This window comes from Telluria sp. ZT3P26 (genome assembly GCF_059686035.1).
In genome coordinates this window covers 147,968-174,888 of sequence record NZ_JCASII010000002.1, presented here as the reverse complement: position 1 = coordinate 174,888, position 26,921 = coordinate 147,968, and the positions used below count along the sequence as shown (strand labels likewise).

Here is a 26,921-nt window from a genome sequence, read left to right as displayed (position 1 = left end):
GAACATGAGAGAACAGTCGGTTGGCAGAAGACACACGCGTTGCGTGCGCGCACCATTTGTCCGCAAGGTGCGATTACGAACAAATCGGAAGTGTTCGTATGCGAGATAATAGTTGTTATTGCCGTTTTTTATACCCTGCCACGAGACCCAATGACAACAGTCGATTATCTTCGCGAGAAAGCCAGCGACGCCCCATCCGCCCGCACGCCCGCACGCTCTCCGGCACTGCCGGCGCCGGTGGTGAGCTGGCTGCAGCGGGTCGAGGCAGCGGCGCATCCGCAACCGAAGCTGACCGACGAAGTGGTCGACCCGAAGGCCGCGCAATACAAGTTCGTCTACGTGATGGCCCCCACCAGCGGTGGACGCCACGTGGCGCTGTGCCTGTGCAAGGCGCGCCTGCGGCCCAACGGCGACGTGGCCGCGGCCAGTCCCGTCAGCGAAGTCTTTTCGTTGCTGTCGGCGCCGCCCGCGTATCTCGAAGGTGACGACATCGACCTGGTGCGCTTTTTCATCGCCATGCGCAGCGGGTCGGCGCAAGGCACCAGCGCCACGGAACCGAAAGGCAAGGTCGGCGCGATCCTGCTGCAGATGCTGCTCGAGCAGGGCAAGCTGCTGTGGGCGAACTCGTGGGCCGACATGGCCGGTGGCCTGGTCTACCCGCTGCAGTGCGGCCCGACCCGCCTGGCCAGCCTGGCCTGGCGCGACGAAGGCCGCGTCGCAAAACTCGGCTGGTCGGTCGAACCTGTAGGCGGCGCAGCCGCGCACAGCGCTGCCGACCAGATCGACTACATGCTGCCGACCGATCCGCCGTGGTACATCGACAATCTGTCGTGCGGGCCGCTGGACCTCAATCGCGGCGGCATCGACATTTCGCTGGCCGAACTGCAGGCGCTCGTGGCGCAGGCGCCCACGCTGACCGGCACCGACAAGAAACGCGTCTCGCAGCTGCTGCTCGCGCACGGCCTGCAGCAACTGATGCCGCTGCCGCAGCCGCTTACGCAGCGGCTGCGCAATGATGTAAAACCAATACCGCACCTGCTGCTCGATGCGGTGCAGCTGGCCGACGGCAGCGCCGCGCGCTGGCAGGACTTCGCCGTGCTGGCCTTCGATTACGACGGCCAGCGCGTCTCGTTCGATCCGTCGCAGCGCGTCGTGCGCCAGGTGGGCGACCTCACCGAAATCATCGAGCGCGATCCCAAGCTCGAAAGCGACGCGCTCGACAAGCTGGGCGAGATCGGTTTCCGCAAGCCGGCCACGGCGCCGCTGAACGTGATGGCCGGCGCGCTGCAGCTCGAGAGCCAGGCGCACTGGCTGCGCTTTGCCGAGCAGTCGGTCGATGCGCTGTCCGACGCCGGCTGGCACCTGCAAAAATCGGCCAAGTACCGCTACGACGTGGTGCCGGTCGAAGACTGGTACGCCGACATCGACGAACCGGCGGAAGCAGGCAATGCCTGGTTCGAACTGGAGCTGGGCATCGTGGTGGCCAAGAAGCGCGTGCCGCTGCTGCCGGTGCTGGTGCAACTGATTCGCAGCGCGCCGCTCGAATTCGATCCGAGCGTGCTGGCCGCCCATGGCGAGGCCGACCAGATGCTGGCCGTGCTGCCCGATGGCGAGCGCGTGGCGTTGCCATGGAGCCGCCTCAAGCCCATCCTCGCCACGCTGGGCGAGCTGTATTTCAATGACAAGATCAAGGCGCGCCTGCGCCTGTCGACGCTGGATGCAGCGCGGCTCGAAGAACTGGCGCGCGGCGTCGACCTGCAATGGACGGGCGGCGAGCGCCTGCGCGAGACCGGCCGCAAACTGAGCCAGTTCGGCGCCGTGAAAAAAGTCGAGGCCCCGGCCGGCCTGCAGGCGACCTTGCGCGACTACCAGCTCGATGGCCTGGCGTGGATGCAGTTCCTGCGCGAGTATGACCTGGGCGGCATCCTGGCCGACGATATGGGCCTGGGCAAGACCGTGCAGACGCTGGCGCACATCCTGGTCGAAAAAGAAGCGGGCCGTTTGACGAGTCCCGCGCTGGTGATTGCGCCAACGAGCCTGATGGCCAACTGGTTTGACGAAGCCGCGCGCTTTGCCCCGAGCCTGAAAGTGCTGCTGTTGCAGGGCAAGGAGCGGATGGAGTCGTTCGACCAGATCGACGGCGCCGACATCGTGCTGACCACCTACGCGCTGCTGCCGCGCGACGAAGAAGAACTGCGCAAGCACCACTATCACCTGGTGATCCTGGACGAATCGCATTACATCAAGAACACCCGTTCCAAGGCAGCGCAGACGGCCGGCTCGCTCGACGCCAGCCACCGCCTGTGCCTGTCCGGTACGCCCCTTGAAAATCACCTGGGCGAGCTGTGGTCGCAGTTCCACTTCCTGATCCCGGGCCTGCTGGGCGACGAAAAGACCTTCAACACCCAGTTCCGTCATCCGATCGAGCGCCAGGACGATCCGGTGCGCCGCACGCTGCTCAATCGTCGCATCCGGCCGTTCCTGCTGCGCCGCACGAAGGACAATGTGGCCAAAGAGCTGCCGCAAAAGACCGAGATGGTGCGCCGCATCGAGTTGTCCGGCCCGCAGCGCGACCTGTACGAAACGGTACGCCTGGCGATGGACAAGAAGGTGCGCGACGAGATCGACCGCAAGGGCGTGGCGCGCAGCCAGATCGTGATCCTCGAGGCGCTGCTCAAGCTGCGCCAGGTGTGCTGCGATCCGCGCCTGGTCAAGTCGATGCCGTCCAAGAAGAACACGGCGGCGGTGTCGGCCAAGCTGACTGACCTGATGCAGATGGTCGAAGACCTGCTGGGCGAAGGCCGCAAGATCCTCGTGTTCTCGCAGTTCACCAGCATGCTGGCGCTGATCGAAGAAGAACTCGCGCTGCGCAAGATCCCGTATGCGCTGCTCACCGGCGAGACGCGCGACCGCTCGGCGCAGGTGGCCGCATTCCAGCAGGGCGCGGTGCCGATCTTCCTGATCAGCCTGAAAGCGGGCGGCGTCGGGTTGAACCTGACGGCGGCCGACACCGTGATCCACTACGACCCGTGGTGGAATCCGGCGGCCGAGAACCAGGCGACCGACCGCGCCTGGCGCATCGGGCAGGACAAGCCGGTGTTCGTCTACAAGCTGATTGCCAAGGGCACGCTGGAAGAAAAGATCCAGCTGCTGCAGCAGAAGAAGTCGGAGCTGGCGCACTCGATCCTGTCCGAAGGCGAGTCGCAGAAGATGGCACTGACGCAGGAAGACCTGCAGGCGATCTTTGCGCCGCTGGCCGAGTAACCGGTTCGGGAGCGCCAGTAAGCGCTGCGCAAGCTGGCGCTGGTATAGATAAAGAAATGGCGGGCTCGCAAGCCCGCCATTGTTGTATCGACCGAAGGATTAGGCGTAATACGCTTCGACTGTGCCTTTCAGCTTGATCAGCATCGGGCGGCCTTTGCGGTCGAGGGTCTTGCCGGCGGCGACCTTGATCCAGCCTTCGCTGATGCAATACTCTTCGACGTCGGTGCGGTCCTTGTCGTTGAAGCGAATGCCGACATCGTGCTGGAAGACGTCACGGTTGTGGAAAGGGCTGCTCGGATCGATCGAGAGCCGGTCTGGGAGTGGGGGGCGGGTAGCGGTATCGTTCATGGTAGTGAAATTATCGCCCAAACCCTGCCCATGTGGCGTATTTGTTTCGTTTGCAGTCCGCATGGCAGCCGCGATGCGTGCCCTGTCCGGGTTCGCCGGTAGCACCATTTTTTGCATCACATGAGCAATATGTCACAAAAATGTGACGGTCGAGATATACTAGCTGGTCAATATCTTGCTTGTAACTGTTGGTGAAGAAAGAGTCCGAATGAAGTCCAGTCCGATTGCCGCCACCGCGTCTGCCATCCCGGCTCCTGATCACAAGGATGAGCTGCTCACGGCCCGGCAACTGCGCACGATCGCCGAACTGGGCGATGATGTGGCATTTGCCATTGCGCTGCCTGCGGGGAGCGTGCGCTATCTGAGCCCGGCGTTTGCCGCGCTCAGCGGCTATGACGCCGGGACGTTGCAGGGCGCGCTCGACGGCGACAGTGCCTCGCCGCTGGCGCCACTGGCGGCGTGGTTGCGCACGACGGCAGCCGGCACGCCGGGGGTGCGCAACCGGCGCGAATTCGATCTGTTCGATGCCGAGCGCCGCCCGCTGGCGCTGGAAGCGCTGGCCATCGTGTCGCCGGACGACACCTCCACGCTGGTCGGCCTGTTGCGTGACCTGTCGGTCCGGCGCGGCCATGACAGCGAACACAAGCGGTTTGCCAGCATGCTCAATCACGAATTCCGTACGCCGCTGGCGACGATCGATGGCGCGATCCAGCGGCTGGAAGCGACCTCCAGCCATGCCGAGGAATCGGTGCGTGTCCGCTACCGCAAGATTGGCGCCGCGGTCGATCGCCTGATCGGGATGCTCGACGAATACCTGTCGCCGGACCGCATGGCCACGCTCGGGCGCACCCGCCAGCCCAACACGATCACGGTCGGTGAACTGGTCGAGACGGGCGCGGCCCAGATCCGCGCCGCCGGGCGCGTGGCCGTGTTGCAGCTGGAGGATGTCGAATCGATCCTGCGCGGCGAACCGGAAGGCCTGCGGCTGGCGCTGAAGGTCATGATCGACAATGCGCTGGCGTTTTCGCCGCCCGCCAGCGACGTCACCGTGCGCGTGCGGCGCAGCGGCGGCGGGGTCGAGATCGCCGTACTCGATTGTGGTGCGGGCGTGCCGCCGGACGACGCCTCGCGGGTCTTTGACAAGGGGTATCGCGGCCGCAACGCCGCCGGGCTGCCGGGCAGTGGCCTGGGGCTGTACATGGCGCGCTCGATCATCGAAGTCCACGGCGGCGTATTGAGCCTGGCCGCGGGGCAGCAGGGCGCCGGCGCCGAGTTCCGGCTCTGGATGCCGGCGCTGGTCTTATAGAGGATATAGAGGAATAACTCCTTGCTTCGGGTAGCCTCAGCAGTGATAATCGGGACCGCGCTTCCGCGTGGATAACGCTACCATCGGTATCAACGACGGACAGGTGACTAATATGGCAAAGGCATGACGCAGATACTGATAGTTGAAGACAATGGCGAATACGCCGACGACATGGCCGAGTTCCTGAACGAGCTGGACCACGACGTCACGATCGCCAGGACCGCCAGTGAGATGTGGGCGGCGCTGACGCGCACGCCGGCTGCGGTCGTGGTGCTCGACCTCGGGTTGCCAGACGAAGATGGCTTCAATGTCATCCCGCGCATGCGCCAGCTGTACCCGGAAATCGGGCTGCTGGTACTGACGGGCCGGGTAGCGTTCGACCACCGCATCCTGGGCCTGCGCCTGGGCGCCGACCATTATCTGACCAAGCCGATCAAGTTCCCGGAACTGGCCGCCCACATCGAGGCACTCGACCGCCGGGTGCGCCCGCAGGATCCGGCACCGGCACCAAGCAAGTGGATGCTGCGCGTAAGCGCGCGCCAGCTCGAGCTGATGGGCAAGGTCGTCGACCTGACCGAAAAGGAATGCAACTTCCTGCACCTGCTGACGATCAACACGCGCCCGGTGCCGCGTCACGTGATCGTCGCCGGCATGGGGGGCGACGACCCGGACGCCAGCCGCCGCGTCGACATGCTGGTCTACCGCCTGCGCAAGAAAGCCCGCTCCGGCCTCGGCCAGGACCTCCCCCTGCGCAGCGCCTATGGCGAAGGCTACAGCCTCTCCGCCGGCTTCACCCTCTCCTGACCGCCGCCTCTGCCCTCCCACAATGAGGGTCAGAGTCGAATTATTGGCCAATTTCCACTCAGACAATTAGGGTCAGAGTCGAATTATTGGCCAATTTTCTTTGGTCAATTGGCTGAATGACTCACTTTGGCACAAAAAATCTTGGCAGAAATTGCGCCTGGGTTCTAGCTTGATTAATTGGGGACAGAGTCAGGCCAATGTTGAGGGTGCTTGCGATTAATTAGGGACAGAGTCGTTTTCCATTGTAGAATTTGGGCTCTTCGCACACATCCGACGCCATGGCACGCCAACCTCGACTCATCGTTCCCGAGCAACCGCACCACGTGATCCAACGCGGCAATAACCGCCAGATCATTTACAGGGAAGAGGCGGATTACCAGCGATTTCTCGTCTGGCTCAAGGAAGGCGCGCGGTTTTATGACGTGGCGATCCACGCTTATGTCCTGATGCCGAACCATGTGCACTTGCTGGCAACCCCCAGTGACGCCACCGGCCTGGCGCTGATGATGCAGAAGGTTGGCCGACTCTATGTTCCGTGGTTTAACCATAAGTACGAGCGCAGCGGAGGCTTGTTCGAAGGCCGCTTCCGCACGTCGCTGATCGACTCGGACCGCTATTTCATGACCTGCAGCCGCTACATCGAGCTCAATCCGGTGCGCGCGCAGTTGTCGGCGGGCCCGGCGGAGTATCCGTGGTCGAGCTATGCCCATCACGCCGGGGCGCGCCTCGATACGCTCGTTAGCGATCACAGCCTGTTCTGGGCCCTGGGCAACACGCCATTCCAGCGCGAGGCGGCGTATATCGACATGGTGCAGCAAGGTCTGTCATCCGAGGAGGTCGATTTCATCACCAGCTCGATCCTGCGAAACAAGCCACTGGGTTCCGACACCTTCAAGAGCCAGCTCGAGCAAAAAACACAACGCCAGATCCTGCCAGCCAAGCGTGGCCGACCGTTTAATCCGCCCCTTCCACCGCTCGCGCAAGCGTAAAAAGCGCAATTCCCGACACCACGGCACGGTTATTCGTGCCGTTTTTTATTGGCTAAATGCTTTACGAATCAATGGCTTAGGTTCCAATGATAAGCATGCCCACAAACCAGAATGACTCTGTCCCCAATTATTGGATTTCTCAAAAAGTTGTCAAACAATTCGACTCTGACCCTAATTATTGAGGTTGACGGGGGATTTTGCATTGCACTATTCTCGGCATTCGATCCCGTAAAGATGTGGAGAATGTCGCATGATTGCCCAAGGTTTGTATGATCCCGCCAATGAACACGATGCTTGCGGTGTTGGCTTCATCGCCCATATCAAGGGCAACAAGAGTCATTCGATTGTTGAACAGGGTCTGCTGATCCTGAAGAACCTCGACCACCGGGGCGCCGTGGGCGCCGATGCGCTGATGGGCGACGGGGCGGGGATCCTGATCCAGATTCCGGACCAGTACTACCGCGACGAGATGGCGCGCCAGGGCGTCGAGTTGCCCCCGCCGGGCGAGTACGGCGTCGGCATGGTGTTCTTGCCGAAAGAGCATGCGTCGCGCATCGCCTGCGAGCAGGAGATCGAGCGCGCCGTGCGCATCGAAGGCCAGGTCGTCCTCGGCTGGCGCAACGTGCCGGTCGATGCGACGATGCCGATGTCGCCGTTCGTGCGCGCCAAGGAGCCGGTGATCCGCCAGATCTTCATCGGCCGCGGTCCGGACATTATGGTCACCGATGCACTCGAGCGTAAGCTGTACGTCATCCGCAAATCGTCCGGTCACGCGATCCAGGCCTTGAAACTCCTGCACGGCAAGGAGTTCTTCGTGCCGTCGATGTCGGCGCGCACCGTCGTCTACAAGGGCCTGCTGCTGGCCGACCAGGTGGGCGTGTTCTACAAGGATCTGCAGGATCCGCGCTGCATCTCGGCGCTGGCCCTGGTCCACCAGCGCTTCTCGACCAACACCTTCCCCGAGTGGCCGCTGGCCCACCCGTACCGCCTGATCGCCCACAACGGCGAGATCAATACCGTCAAGGGCAACTTCAACTGGACCCGCGCGCGCGAAGGCATCCTCAAGTCGGCCGTGCTGGGCGACGACCTGAACAAGCTGTTCCCGCTGATCTATGAAGGCCAGTCGGATACCGCCTGCTTCGACAACGCGCTTGAACTCCTGATCATGGCCGGCTACCCGATCGCCCAGGCGATGATGATGATGATCCCGGAAGCCTGGGAGAACCACGCGTCGATGGACGACAACCGCCGCGCCTTCTACGAATACCACGCCGCGATGATGGAGCCGTGGGACGGCCCGGCTGCGATGGCCTTCACCGACGGCCGCCACATCGGCGGTACGCTCGACCGCAACGGCCTGCGCCCGGCGCGCTACGTCATCACCGAGGACGACCTGGTCGTCATGGCGTCCGAATCGGGCGTGCTGCCGATTCCCGAATCGCGCATCGTCAAGAAGTGGCGCCTCCAGCCGGGCAAGATGTTCCTGATCGACCTCGAAGCGGGTCGCATCATCGACGACAAGGAACTGAAGGACACCTACGCCAACGCCAAGCCATACAAGGCGTGGATCAAGTCGGTGCGCATCAAACTGAATGAAATCAAGCTGACCGAATCGCAGCTGGCCGCCGGCCGCGCGAAGGATGCGCAGGGCGAAAAGCCGGCGCTGACGCTGCTCGACCGCCAGCAGGCGTTCGGCTACACGCAGGAAGACCTGAAGTTCCTGATGGCGCCGATGGCGGTGCTGGGCGAAGAAGCCACCGGCTCGATGGGCAACGATTCGCCACTGGCCGTCACGTCCAACAAACTCAAGCCGCTGTATAACTACTTCAAGCAGCTGTTCGCGCAGGTGACCAATCCGCCGATCGATCCGATCCGCGAAAGCATGGTCATGTCGCTGGTTTCGTTCATCGGCCCCAAGCCGAACATCCTCGACACCAACAACGTCAATCCGCCGATGCGCCTCGAGGTCGCGCAGCCGATCCTGAACTTCGACGACATGGCGCGCCTGCGCAATATCGGCCAGCATACCGGCGGCAAGTTCAAGGCCTATGAGCTGAACATCTGCTACCCGGTCGCCTGGGGCAAGGAAGGCATCGAAGCGTCGCTGGCCTCGCTGTGCGCCGAAGCGGTCGATGCCGTCAAGTCGGGCCACAACATCCTGATCGTGTCGGATCGCCGCATGTCGCCCGACCTGGTCGCGATCCCTGCGCTGTTGGCCACGTCGAGCGTGCACCAGCACCTGGTGGCGCGCGGCCTGCGCGCCTCCGCCGGCCTCGTGATCGAAACCGGTTCGGCACGCGAGACGCACCACTTTGCGCTGCTGGCCGGCTACGGCGCCGAAGCCGTGCACCCGTACCTGGCGCTCGAAACGCTGGCCGAGCTGGCGCATGGCCTGCCGCAGGAATTGTCGCTTGATACGGTCAGCTACAACTACATCAAGGCCGTCGGCAAGGGCCTGATGAAGGTGATGTCAAAGATGGGCATCTCCACCTACATGTCGTACTGCGGCGCGCAGATCTTCGAGGCCGTGGGCCTGAACAAATCGCTGGTCGACAAGTACTTCAAGGGCACCTCGTCGAACATCGAAGGCATCGGCCTGTTCGAAGTGGCCGAAGAAGCGCTGCGCCTGCACGCGCTGGCCTTTGGCGCCGATCCGGTGCTGGCCAATGCGCTGGACGTGGGCGGCGAGTACGCCTTCCGCGTGCGCGGCGAAGACCACCTGTGGACGCCTGACACGATCGCCAAGCTGCAGCACGCAACCCGTGCCAACAACTTCTCGACCTATAAGGAATACGCGCAGCTGATCAACGACCAGACGCGCCGTCACCTGACGCTGCGCGGCCTGTTCGAATTCAAGATCGACCGCGACAAGGCGATCCCGATCGAAGAAGTCGAATCGGCCAAGGACATCGTCAAGCGCTTTGCCACCGGCGCCATGTCGCTCGGCTCGATCAGCACCGAAGCCCACGCCACGCTGGCCATCGCGATGAACCGCATCGGCGGCAAGAGCAATACGGGCGAGGGCGGCGAAGATCCGGCGCGCTACATGAATGAATTCAAGGGCATCGCCATCAAGAAGGGCGAGTCGCTGGCCTCGCGCCTGGGCGATGGCCGCGTCGTGGTCGACATCCCGCTCGAAGACGGCGACTCGCTGCGCTCAAAAATCAAGCAGGTGGCGTCGGGCCGCTTTGGCGTCACCGCCGAATACCTGAACTCGGCCGATCAGATCCAGATCAAGATGGCGCAGGGCGCCAAGCCGGGCGAAGGCGGCCAGCTGCCGGGCCATAAAGTGTCCGAGTACATCGCGTCCCTGCGTTTCTCGGTGCCGGGTGTCGGCCTGATTTCGCCGCCGCCGCACCACGACATCTATTCGATCGAAGATCTGGCCCAGCTGATCCACGACCTGAAAAACGTGAACCCGCGCGCCTCGATCTCGGTCAAGCTGGTCTCGGAAGTGGGCATCGGCACGGTTGCTGCCGGTGTCTCGAAAGCCAAGGCCGATCACATCGTCGTGGCCGGCCACGATGGCGGCACGGGCGCCTCGCCCCTGTCGTCGGTCAAGCACGCCGGCACGCCGTGGGAGCTGGGCCTGGCCGAGACCCAGCAGACGCTGGTGCTCAATGGTTTGCGCAGCCGCATCCGTCTGCAAGCCGACGGCCAGATGCGCACCGGCCGCGACGTCGTCATCGCGGCGATGCTGGGCGCCGACGAAGTGGGCTTTGCCACTGCGCCGCTCGTGGTCGAAGGTTGCATCATGATGCGCAAGTGCCACCTGAATACCTGCCCGGTGGGCGTGGCCACGCAAGATCCGGTGCTGCGCGCGAAATTCCAGGGCAAACCCGAGCACGTGGTGAACTACTTCTTCTTCGTGGCCGAAGAAGCGCGCCAGATCATGGCGCAGCTGGGTATCCGCACCTATGACGAACTGATTGGCCGCGCCGACCTGCTCGACAAATCCAAGGCGATCGGGCACTGGAAGGCGCAGGGCCTGGACTTCTCGAACATCTTCTACCAGCCGAAAGTCGAGAGCCAGCGCGCCCTGTTCCACACCGAAGGCCAGGACCATGGCCTGGATAAGGCGCTCGATCACAAGCTGATCGCGCAAGCCAAGGCAGCCCTTGAAAAGGGCGAGCGCGTCTCGTTCATCTCGCCGGTCAAGAACCTGAACCGCACCGTCGGCGCCATGCTGTCGGGCGAAGTCGCCACGCGCTACGGCCATGCCGGCCTGCCGGACGACACGATCCACATCCAGCTGCAAGGCACGGCGGGCCAGTCTGCTGCTGCCTTCCTGGCCGGCGGCATCACGATGGACCTGGTCGGCGAAGGCAACGACTACGTTGGCAAGGGCCTGTCGGGCGGGCGCATCATCGTGCGGCCGAACACCGAGTTCCGTGGCTGGGCAGTCGACAACATCATCGTCGGTAACACCGTGCTGTATGGCGCGATCTCGGGCGAAGCCTTCTTCAACGGCGTGGCCGGCGAGCGCTTCGCGGTGCGCAACTCGGGCGCCACGGCCGTCGTCGAAGGCTGCGGCGACCACGGTTGCGAGTACATGACCGGCGGGACGGTGGCAGTGCTGGGCGATACGGGCCGCAACTTCGCGGCCGGCATGTCGGGCGGTGTCGCCTTCGTGTATGACCCGAAGGGCGAATTCGAAGCGCGCTGCAACACGACGATGGTCAATCTCGAGCGGGTGCTGGCGTCGAAAGACCAGACCGACCCGGCAGCCTGGCACAGCCAGTCGCGCACCAGCGAGCGCGAGTCGGACGAAGCGATCCTGCGCCGCCTGATCGAGCGCCACTTCAAGTACACCGGCAGCACGCGCGCGCGCAACCTGCTCGACGACTGGGCCAACAGCCGCAGCAAGTTCGTCAAGGTGTTCCCGACCGACTACAAGCGCGCGCTCGAAGAAATGCACTTCTCGAGCATGGAAGAAGCGAACGACAAGATCGATCAGGCCGCGTAAGCAGCCGCGGACCAACGACCAAGGAAAATATTGTGGGCAAAATTACCGGCTTCATGGAATTCGAACGGCAGGAAGAGGATCATCTCGAACCGGTCGCGCGTCTGAAGAACTACAAGGAATTCGTCATCACGCTGACCGACGCGCAGGCGAAGGTGCAGGGTGCGCGCTGCATGGATTGCGGCATCCCGTTCTGTAATACGGGCTGCCCGGTCAACAACATCATCCCGGACTGGAACGACCTGGTCTTCCATGGCAATTACCGCCACGCGCTTGAGAACCTGCACTCGACGAACAACTTCCCCGAGTTCACCGGCCGCATCTGCCCGGCGCCGTGCGAATCCGCCTGCACGCTCGGGATCAACGATGACCCGGTCGGCATCAAGTCGATCGAGCGCAAGATCATCGACACCGGCTGGGAGCACGGCTGGGTGGTGCCGCAGCCACCCGAGCAGCGCACGGGCCGCAAGGTCGCCGTCGTCGGTTCGGGGCCTGCCGGCCTGGCCGCGGCCCAGCAACTGGCGCGGGTCGGCCATGACGTGACGGTATTTGAAAAGAGCGATCGCCTGGGCGGCCTGCTGCGCTACGGGATCCCCGACTTCAAGATGGAAAAGGACCTGATCGACCGCCGCGTCGAGCAGATGCAGGCCGAGGGTGTCACGTTCCGCACCGGTGTGTTGATCGGCAAGGACTTCCCGGCGAGCGTGAGCAATATGGCGCGCGACACCATCTTCCCGGAAGACCTGGAAAAAGAATTCGACGCCGTCATCATGGCCGGCGGCGCCGAGCAGCCACGCGACCTGCCGGTGCCGGGCCGCCAGCTCAAGGGAGTGCACTTTGCGATGGACTTCCTGCCGCAGCAAAACCGTGTCAATGCCGGCGACAAGCTGAAGGACCAGCTGAAAGCCACCGGCAAGCACGTGATCGTCATCGGCGGCGGCGACACCGGCTCGGACTGCGTCGGCACCTCGAACCGCCACGGCGCGGCGTCGGTGACCCAGTTCGAACTGCTGCCACAGCCACCGGAGCACGAAAACAAGCCGCTGGTCTGGCCCTACTGGCCGACGCGCCTGCGCACCTCGTCGTCGCACGAAGAAGGCTGCGAGCGCGATTGGGCGGTGGCGACCAAGCGCCTGGAAGGCAAGGGCGGCAAGGTGGAAAAGCTGATCGCCTGCCGCGTCGAATGGAAGGACGGCAAGATGACGGAAGTGCCGGACTCCGAATTCGAACTGAAAGCCGATCTGGTGCTGCTGGCGATGGGCTTTGTGTCGCCCGTGCAGCAGGTGCTCGACGCCTTCGGCGTGCAGAAAGATCCACGCGGCAATGCACGCGCCACCACCGAGGGCGACCTGGCCTACCAGACGTCGAACCCGAAGGTGTTTACGGCGGGCGACATGCGGCGTGGACAATCGCTGGTGGTATGGGCGATCCGCGAGGGCCGTCAATGCGCGCGTGCGGTCGACGAGTTCCTGATGGGTTCGTCTGTCTTGCCACGCTAAGACATCAAGTGAATGGCGGCCGTGCAATGCGGCCGCCATCTTCGCCGGCTCCCCTGCAACCCGGCGACAATTGCATGACAAACTATTTATAAACTGTCACTTGCTAATTCGCAAAGCCATCCCCAATTGATGCTGCGGTGCAAAATAGCCTGGCACGCTGTTGTCGGATAAAGCGGTGTGTCCAGTTTGACTTATGTAAATATGTTTCAATTAGTTTGATTCCTAACAAGGAATTGCAATATTGTCATATATGCATAATCCAATAAAAACAATTGCTTACAACGTTAAATAGCTGACCACATAGTTATTAGTGTTGTAATGTCACGTCGTCTGCCGGGGGTAAAATCGGGTCCCCCAAGCGGGTAAATAGCTTTCTGCACTACAATACCGGATTCCCTAACCTCAAATGATGCTGTGTCGAACCTAGTCGAAATCCGCGATCTGCATTTTGCTTACGGTGAGCGTTCCATTCTGTCGAATCTGCGCATGGATTTCCCACGTGGCAAGCTCATTGCTGTCATGGGCGGGTCCGGTTGCGGCAAGACGACGGTGTTACGTCTCATCGGCGGCCAGATTCGCCCCCAGCGTGGCGAAGTCCGCATTGGCGGCGAAGTCGTGCACAGCCTTGATACGCAGGGCTTGTACCGCCTGCGCCGGCGCATGGGCATGCTGTTCCAGTTTGGCGCACTGTTTACCGACCTGTCGGTATTCGATAACGTGGCGTTTCCGCTGCGCGAGCACACCGACCTGCCCGAAGAACTCATCCGCGACCTCGTGCTCATGAAGCTCAACGCCGTGGGCCTGCGCAATGCGCACCGCCTCAAGCCGGCCGAGATTTCGGGCGGCATGGCGCGCCGTGTGGCCGTCGCGCGCGCCGTGGCGCTGGACCCTGAACTGATCATGTACGACGAGCCGTTCGCCGGCCTCGACCCGATCTCGATGGGCGTGACCGCGAACCTGATCCGCAACCTGAACGACGCCCTCGGCTCGACCTCGATCCTCGTCTCGCACGATGTGAAAGAGTGCTTCGCCATTGCCGACTACGTCTACTTCATGTCCGCTGGCAAAATCGTTGCAGAAGGCACGCCGACCGAACTGCGTGTGTCGACCGACCCGTACGTGCGCCAGTTCGTCAACGCCGAACCAGACGGCCCGGTGCCGTTCCATTATCCCGGCAAGACGCTGGCCGACGACCTGGGCCTGGGAGCGCGCACATGATCGCCCGTTTCCTCGGTTACATCGGCTGTACCGTGCGCGAAGGGCTGGCCGGTCTCGGCTTTGCCATCCGCTCGTTCCTCAGCATCCTGCGCGTGTCGCCAGGCGCATTCCGCCGTCCGGGTTTGATTTCCGAGCAGATTCACTTCATCGGTAACTATTCGCTGGTGATCATTGCCGTGTCGGGCCTGTTCGTCGGCATGGTGCTGGGCCTGCAGGGTTACTACACGCTGAACCAGTACGGCGCCGAGCAGATGCTGGGCCAGGTGGTCGCGTTGTCGCTCGTGCGCGAACTGGGTCCGGTCGTCACCGCGCTGCTGTTTGCCGGTCGCGCCGGCACCTCGCTGACGGCGCAGATCGGCCTCATGAAGGCGGGCGAGCAATTGTCGGCCATGGAAATGATGGCGATTAATCCGGTCCAACGGGTGCTGGCGCCGCGTTTCTGGGCAGGCGTGATCGCCATGCCGGTGCTGGCGACCGTGTTTTCGGCCGTTGGCGTGATGGGCGGCTATCTCGTCGGCGTGAAATTGATCGGCGTGGATGAAGGTTCTTTCTGGGCGCAGATGCAATCTGGCGTCGATGTGCGCGCTGACGTACTGAACGGCGTGATTAAAAGCTTTATCTTTGGCATCGCCGTGACCTTTACTGCCCTGTTCCAGGGGTACCAGGCCCAGCCGACGCCGGAAGACGTCTCGCGTGCGACCACGCGTACTGTCGTGATCGCATCGCTGCTGGTCTGGGGGCTGAACTTCGTCATGACCGCCCTGATGTTCAATAAATAACTAACACGGTTTTAGGGTAATAAAATGCATCGCAAAACTATCGACGTCTGGGTTGGCCTGTTCGTGCTGCTGGGTTTGGCGGCACTGCTGTTCCTGGCATTCCAGGCCGGCAATCTGAAGTCCATGTCGTTCGGGCAGACGTATTCCGTCAGCGGCCGGTTCGACAATATCGGTGGCCTCAAGCCGCAGGCGCCCGTCAAGAGCGCCGGTGTGGTGGTCGGCCGCGTGGGCGAGATTGCCTTTGACGACAAGAGCTTCCAGGCATCTGTGCGCCTCGATCTGGACACTGACTATAAATTCCCAAAAGATAGTTCGTTGAAGATCCTGACCGCGGGCCTGCTTGGCGAGCAATACATCGGTATCGAAGCCGGTGGCGACACGAACAACCTGGCTGAAGGCGATCGCATCATTCGCACCCAGTCGGCGACAGTCCTCGAAGACTTGATCAATCAATTTATCTACAGCAAGGCTGCTGATGGAAAGGAAGGTAGTCAATGAACTACACCAACACGCTTTCGCACCTGCGTCTCTGTGCCGCTGCCGCTGCTGTCCTGGTTCTGACCGGTTGCGCGACGACCGCGAACAATCCGCAGGATCCGCTCGAAGGCTATAACCGCGCCGTCTACTCGTTCAACGATGCCGTTGACCGCACCGTGCTCAAGCCGACCGCGACCGCCTACAAGAAGGTTGTACCGGGCTTCGCCCAGACGGGCGTGAACAATTTCTTTGGCAACCTGTCGGATGCCTGGAGCTCGATCAATAACTTCCTGCAAGGCAAGGGCGAAGCCGGCGCGACCGATTTTGGCCGCGTGGCAGTCAATTCGACCTTCGGCATCTTCGGCCTGCTGGACATCGCGTCCGAAGCCGGCATGCAGAAGCACAACGAAGATTTCGGCCAGACGCTGGGAAAATGGGGTGTGCCGAGCGGTCCGTACTTGATGTTGCCGCTGCTGGGCCCATCTACGGTGCGTGACACCGCAGCGCTGCCGGCGGACAGTGCCGGCAACATCTGGCGTTACAAAACGCCGGTCAACTGGCGCAATGTCGGCACCGGTGTCAACCTGATCGACAAACGCGCTACGCTGCTCGACGCCTCGGGCCTGATGGAAGACGCCGCACTGGACCGCTACGAGTTCCTGCGCGACGGCTATCTGCAGCGCCGCCAGAGCCAGGTCTACGACGGCAATGTGCCGCGCCAGGCTGATGACGTCGCCGAGCCAGCACCTTCCGAAACGAAGTAAGTTGAAAGGAATACGATGAAACCATTCATGCACCTGATCGCCGCCGCCGCAGTCACCGCTGCCTTTTCCACGAGTGTGATCGCCCAGCCTGCCGCCAGCGCCGAAGCGCCGGACGTGCTGGTCAAGCGCATCAGCGCCGAAGTGATCGACAGCGTCAAGAACGACAAGGCGATCCAGTCGGGCGACCGCAGCAAGATCATGGGTCTGGTCAATACCAAGATCCTGCCGTACGTCGATGCCGAAAAAATGACGCAGCAAGCAGCTGGCCGCCACTGGCGCACCGCCACGCCGGACCAGCAAAAGCGCCTGACCACCGAGTTCCGTAACCTGCTGGTCTACACGTACTCCGGTGCGCTGTCGACCATCAAGAACGAAACCGTGGAGTTCAAGCCGATGCGCGCTGCTGCCACCGATACCGATGTCGAAGTGCGCTCGCAGGTCAATGTCGCGCGCGGCGAGCCGATCACGCTGAACTATCGCCTGGCCAAAGAGAACAACAACGGCTGGAAGATCTATGACGTGAACATCCTGGGCGCCTGGCTGGTCGAGACCTACAAGAGCACCTTCAACAGCGAGATCAGCAAGAGCGGCGTCGATGGCCTGATCAAGCGCCTGGCCGACCGCAATGCGCAACTGGCGTCCAAGCCGCTGGCAGCGCCGGGCAAGTAATGGCCGAGGCAAATCCCATGCTGACGATCGATGCCATGACCTTCGACAGCGCCCGCCTGGCGCTGGCGCAGGGTGAAGCGGCGATCGGTCTTGGCGAGACCGTGTTCGACCTAGCCGGCGTGAAGTCGGCCGATTCGTCGGGCGTGGCCCTGCTGCTGGCCTGGCAGCGCCGCGCACTGAGCGCCGGGCACCGGCTCACGTTCATCAACGTGCCGGACAACGTGCGCAAGCTGGCGGCCCTGTACGGGGTCGACACGCTGGTCGCACCAGCATGAATACGGGCAGCTTCGGCTGCCCGTTTTGTTTGCGCGTTTCACCATCAGTGCCTGCACGGCCTCCGCCGGGTTTCTCCGCCTGGCCCGCTTGACATGGCAATTTCACCTATAATGGACTGTTTCCCCGCACGGTCCTGGTGCGTCCCCCAGCCGGCCTCCGTTTTGTTTTGACTATCGCGCGTCGCGCCTCCCATTTCGCATGACTGCAATCCAGATTGACCGTGTCGAGAAGAGCTACAAGGGCTTCAAGGCGCTCAAGGGCGTGTCCCTTTCCATCGAAGAGGGCGAGTTCTTTGGCCTGCTGGGCCCGAATGGCGCCGGCAAGACCACCCTTATTTCCACCATCGCGGGCCTGATCCGTCCCGACGCCGGCAGCGTGAAAATCCACGGCCACGATGTCGTGACCGATTTTCGCGAAGCGCGCAAGCGCCTGGGCGTCGTGCCGCAAGAGCTGGTGTTCGATCCGTTCTTCACGGTGCGCGAAACGCTGCGCCTGCAGTCGGGCTACTTCGACATCCGCAACAACGATGGCTGGATCGACGAAGTGATGCACAACCTCGACCTGACCGACAAGGCCGACGTCAACATGCGCGCGCTGTCGGGCGGCATGAAGCGGCGCGTGCTGGTGGCGCAGGCGCTCGTGCACCGTCCGCCCGTGATCGTGCTGGATGAACCGACCGCCGGCGTCGACGTCGAACTGCGCCAGACGCTGTGGAAATTCATCGCGCGCCTGAATCGCGAAGGCGGCCACACGGTGGTGCTCACCACCCACTATCTCGAAGAAGCGCAGGCCATGTGCCAGCGCGTGGCGATGCTCAAGCAGGGCAATGTGGTGGCGCTCGACACGATGAGCACCCTGCTGCGCCGCGTCTCGGGTTCGCAACTGGTCGTGCACCTGAAGTCCGGCGCACTGCCGGCTGAACTGCGTCCGCTCGTGTCGCACGACGAACCTGCCAACAACAACAAATACACGCTGCGCGTGAACGACTACGCCGATGTCGAGCCGATCCTGGCGCGCCTGCGCGAAGCCGGCGCCGTCATCGACGAGATGCAGCTGCAGCAGGCCGATCTGGAAGACATCTTCATCCAGATCATGGAAGAGGGTAAGCAATGAATCTGTTTTCGATCGGGTTCCGCACCCTGTTCTACAAAGAGTCGCTGCGTTTCTGGAAGGTGGCCACGCAGACCGTCGCCGCGCCCGTCGTCACCGCGATGCTGTATCTCGTCATCTTCGGCCACGTGCTCGATGGCCGGGTCGAGATGCTCGAAGGCGTGGCCTACACGTCGTTCCTGATTCCTGGCCTGGTGATGATGAGCGTGCTGCAAAACGCGTTCGCCAATTCGTCGTCGTCGCTGATCCAGTCCAAGATCAGCGGCAACCTGGTGTTCATCCTGCTCGCGCCGCTGTCGCACGCCGAGATCCTGGCGGCGTATGTCGGCGCGGCGGTGCTGCGCGGGATCGCGGTCGGCGCCGGCGTGTTTGCGATTACCGCCTGGTTCGCACACCTGACGTTTGTCGCGCCGGTGTGGATCGTCGTGTTCGCGATTCTGGGCGCTGCGATTCTCGGCACCATGGGCGTCATTGCCGGCATCTGGGCCGAAAAATTCGACCAGCTGGCCGCGTTCCAGAACTTCCTGATCATGCCGGCCACGTTCCTGGCCGGGGTGTTCTATTCGGTACAAAAACTGCCGCCATTCTGGCTGGCCGTCTCGCATTTCAACCCGTTCTTTTATATGATTGACGGGTTCCGTTACGGGTTCTTCGGGCAGTCCGACGTGTCGCCCTGGACCAGCCTGGCCATCGTGTCCGTGTTCTTCGCGGTGCTGACGGCCATGGCGATCAACCTGCTCAAGCGCGGCTACAAGCTGCGCCACTAAAAATTTTTGGAGTTATCGTGGCCACCACACCCGAACTGATACACGGCTATCTCAGCGCCGGCCTGGAATGCACCCACCTGACCGTCAATGGCGACGGCCAGCACTTCGAGGCGGTGATCGTCTCGCCAGCGTTCGTCGGCAAGCGCCCGATCCAGCGCCACCAGATCGTGTACGCCGCGCTGGGCGACCGCATGCGCGAGGAAATCCACGCGCTGTCGATGAAAACCCTGACCCCTGAAGAATTCAAAGGCTAATCATGGACAAGCTCCAGATCGTTGGCGGCAAACGCCTGCAAGGTGACATCGCGATTTCCGGCGCCAAGAATGCGGCGTTGCCCATCCTGTGCGCGGGCCTGCTCACCGCGGGTGACCTGCACCTGTCCAACGTGCCGCGCCTGCATGACGTGCGCACGATGCTCAAGCTGCTGGAAACCACCGGCCTGAAAATCGATCTGGACGACGAAAACGTCACCATGAACGGCAGCGCGATCAACAACCTGGTCGCGCCGTACGAACTGGTAAAAACCATGCGCGCCTCGATCCTGGTGCTGGGCCCCCTGCTGGCGCGCTTCGGCGAAGCCAAGGTGTCGCTGCCGGGCGGCTGCGCCATCGGCTCGCGCCCGGTCGACCAGCACATCCAGGGCCTGCGCGCGATGGGCGCCGAGATCACGATCGAAGGCGGCTATATCCACGCCAGGGCCACGAAGCTCAAGGGCGCGCGCATCCGCACCGACATGATCACCGTCACCGGCACCGAGAACCTGCTCATGGCCGCAACGCTGGCCGACGGCGAGACGGTGCTTGAAAACGCCGCGCGCGAGCCGGAAGTGACCGACCTGGCCAATCTGCTGGTGGCCATGGGCGCGAAGATCGAGGGCATCGGCACCGACCGCCTGGTGATCCAGGGCGTGCCGGAACTGCATTGCGCCAGCCATGCCGTGATCTCGGACCGCATCGAAGCGGCGACCTTCCTGTGCGCCGTCGCGGCCACCGGGGGCGACATCCAGCTGACCAACACCCGCACCGACATCTTCGACGTGGCGCTTGATAAACTGCGCGAAATCGGCCTGCAACTGACCGTCGGCACCGACACCATCCGCGCCAGGATGGATGGCCGCCCGCAGCCGGTGTCGTTCCGCACGACCGAGTATCCGGGCTTCCCGACCGACATGCAGGCGCAGTTCATGGCCGTCAACACGATCGCCGGCGGCGCCTCGCGCGTGACCGAGACGATCTTCGAGAACCGCTTCATGCACGTGCAAGAGATGAACCGCCTCGGCGCGCAGATCACGACCGACGGCAATACCGCGTTCATCGATGGCGTCACGCGCCTGATCGGCGCACCGGTCATGGCAACCGACCTGCGCGCGTCCGCTTCGCTCGTCATCGCCGGCATGGCCGCCGAAGGCACGACGCTGATCGACCGCATCTACCACCTCGACCGCGGCTACGACCGCATGGAAGTGAAGCTGTCGGCGGTGGGCGCCGACATCGTCCGCATCAAGTAATCACATCGAATCACCATGACTTTTACCAGCAATACGGACGAGACCCAGCTGATCCTGGCGCTGTCCAAGGGCCGCATCTTCGAAGACACCCTGCCGCTGCTGTCGGCGGCCGGGATCGAGGTGCTGGAAAATCCCGAGACCTCGCGCAAGCTGATCCTGCCGACCAATGACCCGGGCGTGCGCGTGCTGATCGTGCGCGCCTCCGACGTGCCGACCTACGTCCAGTACGGCGCCGCCGATTTCGGCGTGGCCGGCAAGGACGTGCTGCTCGAGCATGGCGGCGAAGGGCTGTACCAGCCGATCGACCTGCGCATCGCCGAATGCCGCATGTCGGTCGCGGTCAACGCGGGCTTCGACTACGACAGCGCTGTGCGCCAGGGCGCGCGCCTGCGCGTGGCGACCAAGTTCGTCAACACGGCGCGCGAGCACTTTGCCCGCAAGGGCGTGCACGTCGACCTGATCAAGCTGTATGGCTCGATGGAGCTGGCACCGCTGGTGGGCCTGTCCGACGCCATCGTCGACGTGGTCTCGACCGGCGGCACGCTGCGCGCCAACAACCTGGTCGAAGTCGAAAAGATCATGGACATCTCCTCGCGCCTGGTGGTCAACCAGGCTGCGCTCAAGCTCAAGCGCGAGCGCCTGCAACCGATCCTGGACGCGTTCGAACGCGCCTCCAACGCAAAAGGCTAGACGCAAAATGGCAGTACAGATCCGCAAGCTCGATTCGACCGCACCCGACTTTGCCACCACGCTGAGCGCGCTGCTCGCGTTTGAAGCCGAAACCGACGATGCCATCGAACTGGCCGTGGCCGGCATCCTGCGCGATGTAAAAGCGCGGGGCGACGCCGCCGTGCTCGACTACACGAACAAATTCGACCGCATCCCGAACGGCGGCGCGACCTCGATGGCGCAGTTCGACGTCAAGCAGGCCGAGCTTGAAGCAGCGCTGGCCGCGCTGCCCGACGACCAGCGCGCCGCGCTGCAGGTCGCGGCCGACCGTGTGCGCGTGTACCACGAACGCCAGAAGGAATCGTCGACCGGCTTTACCTTCACCGAACCTGACGGCACCGTGTTGGGTCAGCGCGTCACGCCCCTGGACCGGGTCGGCATCTATGTCCCGGGCGGCAAGGCGGCGTATCCGTCGTCGGTCCTGATGAACGCGATTCCGGCCCACGTGGCCGGCGTCAAGGAAATCATCATGGTGGTGCCGACCCCGGACGGCGTGAAGAACCAGATGGTGCTGGCTGCGGCGGCGATTGCCGGCGTCACGCGCGTGATCACCATTGGCGGCGCGCAGGCAGTCGGCGCGCTGGCGTATGGCACCGAAACCATCGGGGCCGTCGACAAGATCGTCGGCCCGGGCAACGCGTATGTCGCCGCCGCCAAACGCCGCGTGTTCGGCACGGTCGGCATCGACATGATCGCGGGCCCGTCCGAAATCCTCGTGCTGTGCGATGGCACGACCGATCCCGACTGGGTCGCGATGGACCTGTTTTCGCAGGCCGAGCACGACGAACTGGCGCAAGCCATTCTGCTGTGCCCTGACGCCGACTACATCGCCAGGGTCGAAGCCAGCATCCACAAGCTGCTGCCAACGATGCCGCGCGCGGCCACCATCACGACGTCGCTGGGCGACCGTGGCGCGTTGATCAAGGTGCGCAGCATGGATGAAGCCTGCGAGATCGCCAGCAGCATCGCGGCCGAACACCTCGAGATCTCTGCTGAAGATCCACAACAGTGGGCCGATAAAATCCGCCACGCCGGCGCGATGTTCCTGGGCCGTTATTCGTCCGAGTCGCTGGGCGACTATTGCTGCGGTCCGAACCACGTGCTGCCGACGTCGCGCACGGCGCGCTTCTCGTCGCCGCTGGGCGTGTACGATTTCCAGAAACGTTCGTCGATCATCCAGGTCAGCGAAGCGGGCGCGCAAACGCTGGGCAAGGTCGCGGCCACGCTGGCGTATGGCGAAGGCCTGCAGGCGCACGCGCGCAGTGCGGAACTACGGCTGAACACCGTCCCACCCCAGGCATCATGAGCGACTGGGTCAACCAGGTATTCTGCGAGGATGCGCTGTCAGGGCTGGCGCGCATCCCGGACGGGTCCATCGACCTGATCCTGACTGACCCGCCGTACAACCTGGGCAAGGACTACGGCAACGCCTCGGACCAGCAAAGCGTCGAAGCCTACCTGGCCTGGACCGAGCAGTGGATCGACGCGGCGGTGCCGAAGCTCAAGCCCAACGGCAGCCTGTACATCTTTCTCACGTGGCGCTTCACGCCCGAGATCTTCGTGATGCTGAAAAAACGCATGACGATGATGAACGAGATCATTTGGGACCGCCGCGTGCCGTCGATGGGCGGCAGCGTGCGCAGCTTCTCGTCGGTGCACGACACGATCGGGTTTTTCGCCAACCGCAAGGACTACTACTTCGACCTGGACGCGGTGCGCATCCCGTATGACGCCGCGACCAAGAAAGCCCGCTCGCGCTCGATCTTCATCGGCGCCAAGTGGCTCGAAGTGGGCTACAACCCGAAAGACGTCTGGAGCGTGTCGCGCCTGCACCGCGAGCATCCGGAGCGCGCCGACCACCCGACGCAAAAGCCGCTCGAGATCATCGAGCGCATGGTCAAGGCCTCGTGCCCGCCGGGCGGCATCGTGCTCGACCCGTTCATGGGCAGCGGCACGACGGCCATCGCCGCCAAGCGCCTGGGGCGCCAGTACACCGGCTTCGAACTCAATCCCGCGTATTGCGCCATCATCCACGAGCGCCTGGCTGCGCCGGAGGTGCCGCTGACCGGGGCAAAAAAACGCAAGGCGGCCAAGGCCGCCATGGCCACACTCTCCACGGAAGAAACTTCATGACCGACATCGCCAAACTGATCGAGAACACCATCCGCGCCGACGTGCGCGCCGTGGGCAGCTACCACGTGCCGGACTCGATCGGCTACGTCAAGCTCGACGCGATGGAAAACCCGTACCAGCTGCCGGACGCGCTGCGCACGCAGCTCGCCGAGCGCCTGGCCGATGCGGCGCTGAACCGGTATCCGGTACCGTCGTACCGCACGCTGAAGGACGCCATTTGCGCCAGGCTGGGTATCCCGGCGGGCTACGACGTCCTGCTCGGCAATGGCTCGGATGAGCTGATCACGATCCTGGCGACCACGATCGCGCGCCAGGAGCGCGACGGTTCGAAGCGCGCCGTGGTGATGGCGCCAGTGCCGGCATTCGTGATGTTTTCGCGTTCGGCGCAGTTTGCCGGCGCGGATTTTGTCGGCGTGCCGATCAAGCCCGACTTTTCGCTGGACCTGCCGGCGATGCTGGCCGCCATCGACGAGCACAAGCCGTCGCTGGTCTTCCTCGCGTACCCGAACAACCCGACCGGCAACCTGTACGACGCAGCCGACATGGAAGCGATCATCACCGCGCTGGGCGAGCATGGCGTCGTTGTCGTGGACGAAGCCTACCAGCCGTTCGCCAAGGTCAGCTTCATGGACCGCCTGCCGCAGTACCCGAACCTGATCGTGATGCGCACGCTGTCCAAGCTTGGCCTGGCTGGCATCCGCCTCGGCTACATGGCGGCGGCCGCGCCGCTGCTGGCCGAATTCGAGAAGGTGCGCCCACCGTACAACGTGAATATCCTGACCCAGGTGGCGGCCGAATTCGCCCTCGAGCACCTGGACGTGCTGGATCGCCAGGCCGAGCTGCTCAACGTCGAGCGCACCCGCCTGGCCGCGGAACTGGCTGCCCTGCCAGGTGTGGAAGTGTTCCCGTCGGCCGCCAATTTCATCGCGCTGCGCGTGCCCGACGCCGAGCGCGCCTGCAAGCTTCTCCATGGCGAGAAGGTCCTGATCAAAAATTTGAGTAAAATGCACACATTGCTGGCCAACTGCATCCGCGTCACGGTCAGCACGCCGCAAGAGAACGACCAGTTCCTGACCGCCCTGAAGGCTTCCCTGTAGTAGTGTTCTTATAAAAGCACCCGAGCAATGACCCGCACCGCCGACATTACCCGCAATACCAACGAAACGCAGATCCGCGTCTCGATCAACCTGGACGGCACCGGCCGCCAGAAGCTCAACACGGGCGTGCCGTTCCTCGACCACATGCTCGACCAGATCGCGCGCCACGGCATGTTCGACCTCGAAGTCGAGGCCGTGGGCGACCTGCACATCGATGCGCACCACACGGTCGAAGACACCGGCATCACGCTCGGCATGGCCGTGGCCAAGGCCATTGGCGACCGCAAGGGTATCCGCCGCTATGGCCACGCCTACGTGCCGCTGGACGAAGCGCTGTCGCGCGTCGTGATCGACTTCTCGGGCCGCCCGGGTCTGGAAATGCACATCCCGTTCACGCGCGCCATGATTGGCACCTTCGACGTCGACCTGACCGGTGAATTCTTCCGCGGCTTCGTCAACCACGCCGGCGTGACGCTGCACATCGATAACCTGCGCGGTGTGAATGCCCACCACCAGTGCGAAACCGTGTTCAAGGCATTTGGCCGCGCGCTGCGCATGGCCAGCGAGCTCGATGAACGCGCCGCCGGCATCATCCCGTCGACCAAGGGCAGCCTGTAAGGCGAGACGCGACATGGCCAATAAAATTGTTGTGGTCGACGGACTGGGCAACCTGCGCTCGGTGGTCCAGGCGCTGCGCGCCGCCGCGCCCGAAGCCGACGTGCTCGTTTCCAGCTCGGCCGCTGATCTCGATGCGGCCGACCGCATCGTGCTGCCGGGGCAGGGCGCGATGCGCGACTGCATGAGCAGCCTGCGTGAATCGGGCCTGGAAGACGCGCTGCTGCGCGCCGCAAAAACGCGCCCGATCATGGGCGTGTGCGTGGGCGAGCAGATGCTGTTCGACGCCAGCGAAGAAAATGGCGGCACGCCGGGCCTGGGCCTGTTGCCGGGCAAGGTCGTCCGGTTTCAGCTCGACGGCAAATTGCAGAACGACGGCTCGCGCTTCAAGGTCCCGCAAATGGGCTGGAACCGCGTGCGCCAGTCGCGCGCACACCCGCTGTGGGACGGCGTCGACGACAACAGCTACTTCTATTTCGTGCACAGTTATTACGCAGCGCCCGAAAACGCGCATGATGTGATCGGCGAAGCCGATTACGGCGGCCCGTTCTGCTGCGCCGTCGGCCGCGATAATATCGTCGCCACCCAGTTCCACCCGGAGAAAAGTGCGGCAGCGGGCTTGCGCCTGTACCGCAATTTCATTCACTGGAATCCTTGATTCACCCTTTGTTTTTAACCCGTTAACTCTACCGACAACGACCATGCTGCTGATCCCCGCCATCGACCTGAAAGACGGTCACTGCGTTCGCCTCCAACAAGGCGATATGGAACTCGCCACCGTGTTCTCCGAAGATCCCGCCGAAATGGCGCTGCACTGGCTCAAGCAAGGCGCGCGGCGCCTGCACCTGGTCGACCTGAACGGCGCATTCGCGGGCAAGCCAAAAAATGAATCGGCCATCAAGTCGATCCTGCAGATCGTGCAGGAATACGCCGAAGACAATGGTATCGACGAGATCCCGGTCCAGCTGGGCGGCGGCATCCGTGACCTCGACACCATCGAGCGCTACCTGGATGACGGCATCAGCTACATCATCGTCGGCACCGCCGCGGTGAAGAACCCGGGCTTCCTGCACGACGCCTGTGGCGCCTTCCCGGGCCACATCATCGTTGGCCTGGACGCGCGCGACGGCAAGGTCGCCACCGACGGCTGGAGCAAGATGTCGGGCCACGAAGTGATCGACCTGGCCAAGAAATTCGAAGGCTATGGCGTCGAATCGATCGTCTACACCGACATTGGCCGCGACGGCATGATGGGCGGCGTGAACATCGACGCGACCGTCAAGCTGGCGCGCGCGGTGAAGATTCCCGTGATCGCCTCGGGCGGCGTGCACGTGCTGGCCGACGTCGAAGCGCTGTGCGCGGTGCAGGACGAAGGCATCGAGGGCGTGATCTGCGGCCGCTCGATCTACGAAGGCACGCTCGACCTGGCCTCGGCCCAGGACCGCGCCGATGAACTGACCGAAGGGACGCAGGCGTAAAGCCGGGCCTACCGCCCCCAAGCCGTCGTTCCCGCGAAGGCGGGAACCCAAGTCCTCAAGCGCAGTCGATGTGCGTGCAGACTTGGGTCCCCGCCTTCGCGGGGATGACGTGCATAAGCTAACGCAGAG

At 63.2% G+C, this 26,921-nt stretch carries 24 protein-coding genes; 23 read left to right on the top strand and 1 reads right to left on the bottom strand.

Going from position 1 to position 26,921, the window contains the following annotated elements; genetic code table 11:
* The first annotated feature begins 150 nt into the window (after positions 1 to 150).
* Positions 151 to 3,264 carry a DEAD/DEAH box helicase gene (locus tag AC56LN_RS08565; protein WP_499570943.1) on the top strand — a complete coding sequence of 1,038 codons (3,114 nt, stop codon included), beginning with the start codon at positions 151 to 153 and terminating at the stop codon, positions 3,262 to 3,264.
* A 99-nt stretch (positions 3,265 to 3,363) separates the two neighbouring features.
* Here AC56LN_RS08565 and AC56LN_RS08560 read toward each other — a convergent pair whose 3' ends face one another.
* Positions 3,364 to 3,612, bottom strand: a complete 249-nt coding sequence (locus tag AC56LN_RS08560) for a DUF3297 family protein (protein ID WP_499570941.1) — start codon at positions 3,610 to 3,612, stop codon at positions 3,364 to 3,366.
* A 208-nt stretch (positions 3,613 to 3,820) separates the two neighbouring features.
* On the opposite strand from AC56LN_RS08560, the gene AC56LN_RS08555 reads away from it, so the two are divergent.
* The 22 genes from AC56LN_RS08555 to hisA all read left to right on the top strand — a co-directional run bounded on the left by AC56LN_RS08555 (position 3,821) and on the right by hisA (position 26,792).
* The gene (locus tag AC56LN_RS08555; RefSeq protein WP_499570940.1) at positions 3,821 to 4,918 is read left to right on the top strand and encodes a sensor histidine kinase; all 1,098 of its coding nucleotides are present in this window, start codon (positions 3,821 to 3,823) and stop codon (positions 4,916 to 4,918) included.
* A 123-nt stretch (positions 4,919 to 5,041) separates the two neighbouring features.
* Positions 5,042 to 5,722 (top strand): response regulator transcription factor, encoded by a 681-nt coding sequence (locus tag AC56LN_RS08550; protein WP_482896649.1) that lies wholly within the window; start codon positions 5,042 to 5,044, stop codon positions 5,720 to 5,722.
* A gap of 278 nt (positions 5,723 to 6,000) precedes the next feature.
* Entirely contained in the window at positions 6,001 to 6,711 is a 711-nt protein-coding gene (locus AC56LN_RS08545) for a transposase (RefSeq protein WP_499570938.1), read from the top strand.
* Between the two features lie 250 nt (positions 6,712 to 6,961).
* Positions 6,962 to 11,677: a glutamate synthase-related protein gene (locus AC56LN_RS08540; protein ID WP_499570936.1), complete on the top strand. Its 4,716-nt coding sequence runs from the start codon at positions 6,962 to 6,964 to the stop codon at positions 11,675 to 11,677.
* Between the two features lie 32 nt (positions 11,678 to 11,709).
* Positions 11,710 to 13,173 (top strand): glutamate synthase subunit beta, encoded by a 1,464-nt coding sequence (locus tag AC56LN_RS08535; protein ID WP_499570934.1) that lies wholly within the window; start codon positions 11,710 to 11,712, stop codon positions 13,171 to 13,173.
* A 414-nt stretch (positions 13,174 to 13,587) separates the two neighbouring features.
* Positions 13,588 to 14,391, top strand: coding sequence for an ABC transporter ATP-binding protein (locus AC56LN_RS08530; RefSeq protein ID WP_332531268.1), 804 nt, complete (start codon positions 13,588 to 13,590; stop codon positions 14,389 to 14,391).
* Positions 14,388 to 15,170 (top strand): lipid asymmetry maintenance ABC transporter permease subunit MlaE, encoded by a 783-nt coding sequence (gene mlaE / locus AC56LN_RS08525; protein WP_332531269.1) that lies wholly within the window; start codon positions 14,388 to 14,390, stop codon positions 15,168 to 15,170. Before AC56LN_RS08530 ends, mlaE begins: the two co-directional genes overlap by 4 nt.
* Before the next feature lie 24 nt (positions 15,171 to 15,194).
* Positions 15,195 to 15,668, top strand: coding sequence for an outer membrane lipid asymmetry maintenance protein MlaD (mlaD, locus tag AC56LN_RS08520; protein ID WP_183555097.1), 474 nt, complete (start codon positions 15,195 to 15,197; stop codon positions 15,666 to 15,668).
* Complete coding sequence (locus AC56LN_RS08515) at positions 15,665 to 16,411, top strand: MlaA family lipoprotein (protein WP_499570932.1); 747 nt, start codon at positions 15,665 to 15,667, stop codon at positions 16,409 to 16,411. The genes mlaD and AC56LN_RS08515 overlap by 4 nt, the downstream gene beginning before the upstream one ends.
* Positions 16,412 to 16,426: 15 nt before the next feature.
* Entirely contained in the window at positions 16,427 to 17,080 is a 654-nt protein-coding gene (locus tag AC56LN_RS08510) for an MlaC/ttg2D family ABC transporter substrate-binding protein (RefSeq protein WP_482896644.1), read from the top strand.
* Between the two features lie 17 nt (positions 17,081 to 17,097).
* Positions 17,098 to 17,355: an STAS domain-containing protein gene (locus AC56LN_RS08505; RefSeq protein WP_332531273.1), complete on the top strand. Its 258-nt coding sequence runs from the start codon at positions 17,098 to 17,100 to the stop codon at positions 17,353 to 17,355.
* Between the two features lie 199 nt (positions 17,356 to 17,554).
* Positions 17,555 to 18,469: an ABC transporter ATP-binding protein gene (locus tag AC56LN_RS08500; RefSeq protein WP_332531274.1), complete on the top strand. Its 915-nt coding sequence runs from the start codon at positions 17,555 to 17,557 to the stop codon at positions 18,467 to 18,469.
* Positions 18,466 to 19,233 carry an ABC transporter permease gene (locus tag AC56LN_RS08495; RefSeq protein ID WP_183555107.1) on the top strand — a complete coding sequence of 256 codons (768 nt, stop codon included), beginning with the start codon at positions 18,466 to 18,468 and terminating at the stop codon, positions 19,231 to 19,233. Before AC56LN_RS08500 ends, AC56LN_RS08495 begins: the two co-directional genes overlap by 4 nt.
* Positions 19,234 to 19,250: 17 nt before the next feature.
* Positions 19,251 to 19,487 carry a BolA family protein gene (locus AC56LN_RS08490; RefSeq protein WP_499570929.1) on the top strand — a complete coding sequence of 79 codons (237 nt, stop codon included), beginning with the start codon at positions 19,251 to 19,253 and terminating at the stop codon, positions 19,485 to 19,487.
* A 2-nt stretch (positions 19,488 to 19,489) separates the two neighbouring features.
* A complete protein-coding gene (gene murA, locus AC56LN_RS08485; RefSeq protein WP_499570927.1) occupies positions 19,490 to 20,740 on the top strand; it encodes a UDP-N-acetylglucosamine 1-carboxyvinyltransferase in 1,251 nt (416 codons plus the stop codon).
* Between the two features lie 15 nt (positions 20,741 to 20,755).
* Positions 20,756 to 21,430 (top strand): ATP phosphoribosyltransferase, encoded by a 675-nt coding sequence (gene hisG, locus AC56LN_RS08480; protein WP_499570925.1) that lies wholly within the window; start codon positions 20,756 to 20,758, stop codon positions 21,428 to 21,430.
* A gap of 7 nt (positions 21,431 to 21,437) precedes the next feature.
* Positions 21,438 to 22,775: a histidinol dehydrogenase gene (gene hisD, locus AC56LN_RS08475; RefSeq protein ID WP_499570923.1), complete on the top strand. Its 1,338-nt coding sequence runs from the start codon at positions 21,438 to 21,440 to the stop codon at positions 22,773 to 22,775.
* Positions 22,772 to 23,602, top strand: coding sequence for a DNA-methyltransferase (locus AC56LN_RS08470; RefSeq protein ID WP_499570921.1), 831 nt, complete (start codon positions 22,772 to 22,774; stop codon positions 23,600 to 23,602). The genes hisD and AC56LN_RS08470 overlap by 4 nt, the downstream gene beginning before the upstream one ends.
* A complete protein-coding gene (gene hisC / locus AC56LN_RS08465; protein WP_499570919.1) occupies positions 23,599 to 24,699 on the top strand; it encodes a histidinol-phosphate transaminase in 1,101 nt (366 codons plus the stop codon). Before AC56LN_RS08470 ends, hisC begins: the two co-directional genes overlap by 4 nt.
* A gap of 27 nt (positions 24,700 to 24,726) precedes the next feature.
* Positions 24,727 to 25,317 carry an imidazoleglycerol-phosphate dehydratase HisB gene (gene hisB, locus AC56LN_RS08460; RefSeq protein ID WP_183555121.1) on the top strand — a complete coding sequence of 197 codons (591 nt, stop codon included), beginning with the start codon at positions 24,727 to 24,729 and terminating at the stop codon, positions 25,315 to 25,317.
* A gap of 13 nt (positions 25,318 to 25,330) precedes the next feature.
* Complete coding sequence (gene hisH / locus AC56LN_RS08455; RefSeq protein ID WP_183555123.1) at positions 25,331 to 25,972, top strand: imidazole glycerol phosphate synthase subunit HisH; 642 nt, start codon at positions 25,331 to 25,333, stop codon at positions 25,970 to 25,972.
* A 43-nt stretch (positions 25,973 to 26,015) separates the two neighbouring features.
* Positions 26,016 to 26,792: a 1-(5-phosphoribosyl)-5-[(5-phosphoribosylamino)methylideneamino]imidazole-4-carboxamide isomerase gene (gene hisA, locus AC56LN_RS08450; protein WP_183555125.1), complete on the top strand. Its 777-nt coding sequence runs from the start codon at positions 26,016 to 26,018 to the stop codon at positions 26,790 to 26,792.
* The last annotated feature ends 129 nt before the right edge of the window (positions 26,793 to 26,921 follow it).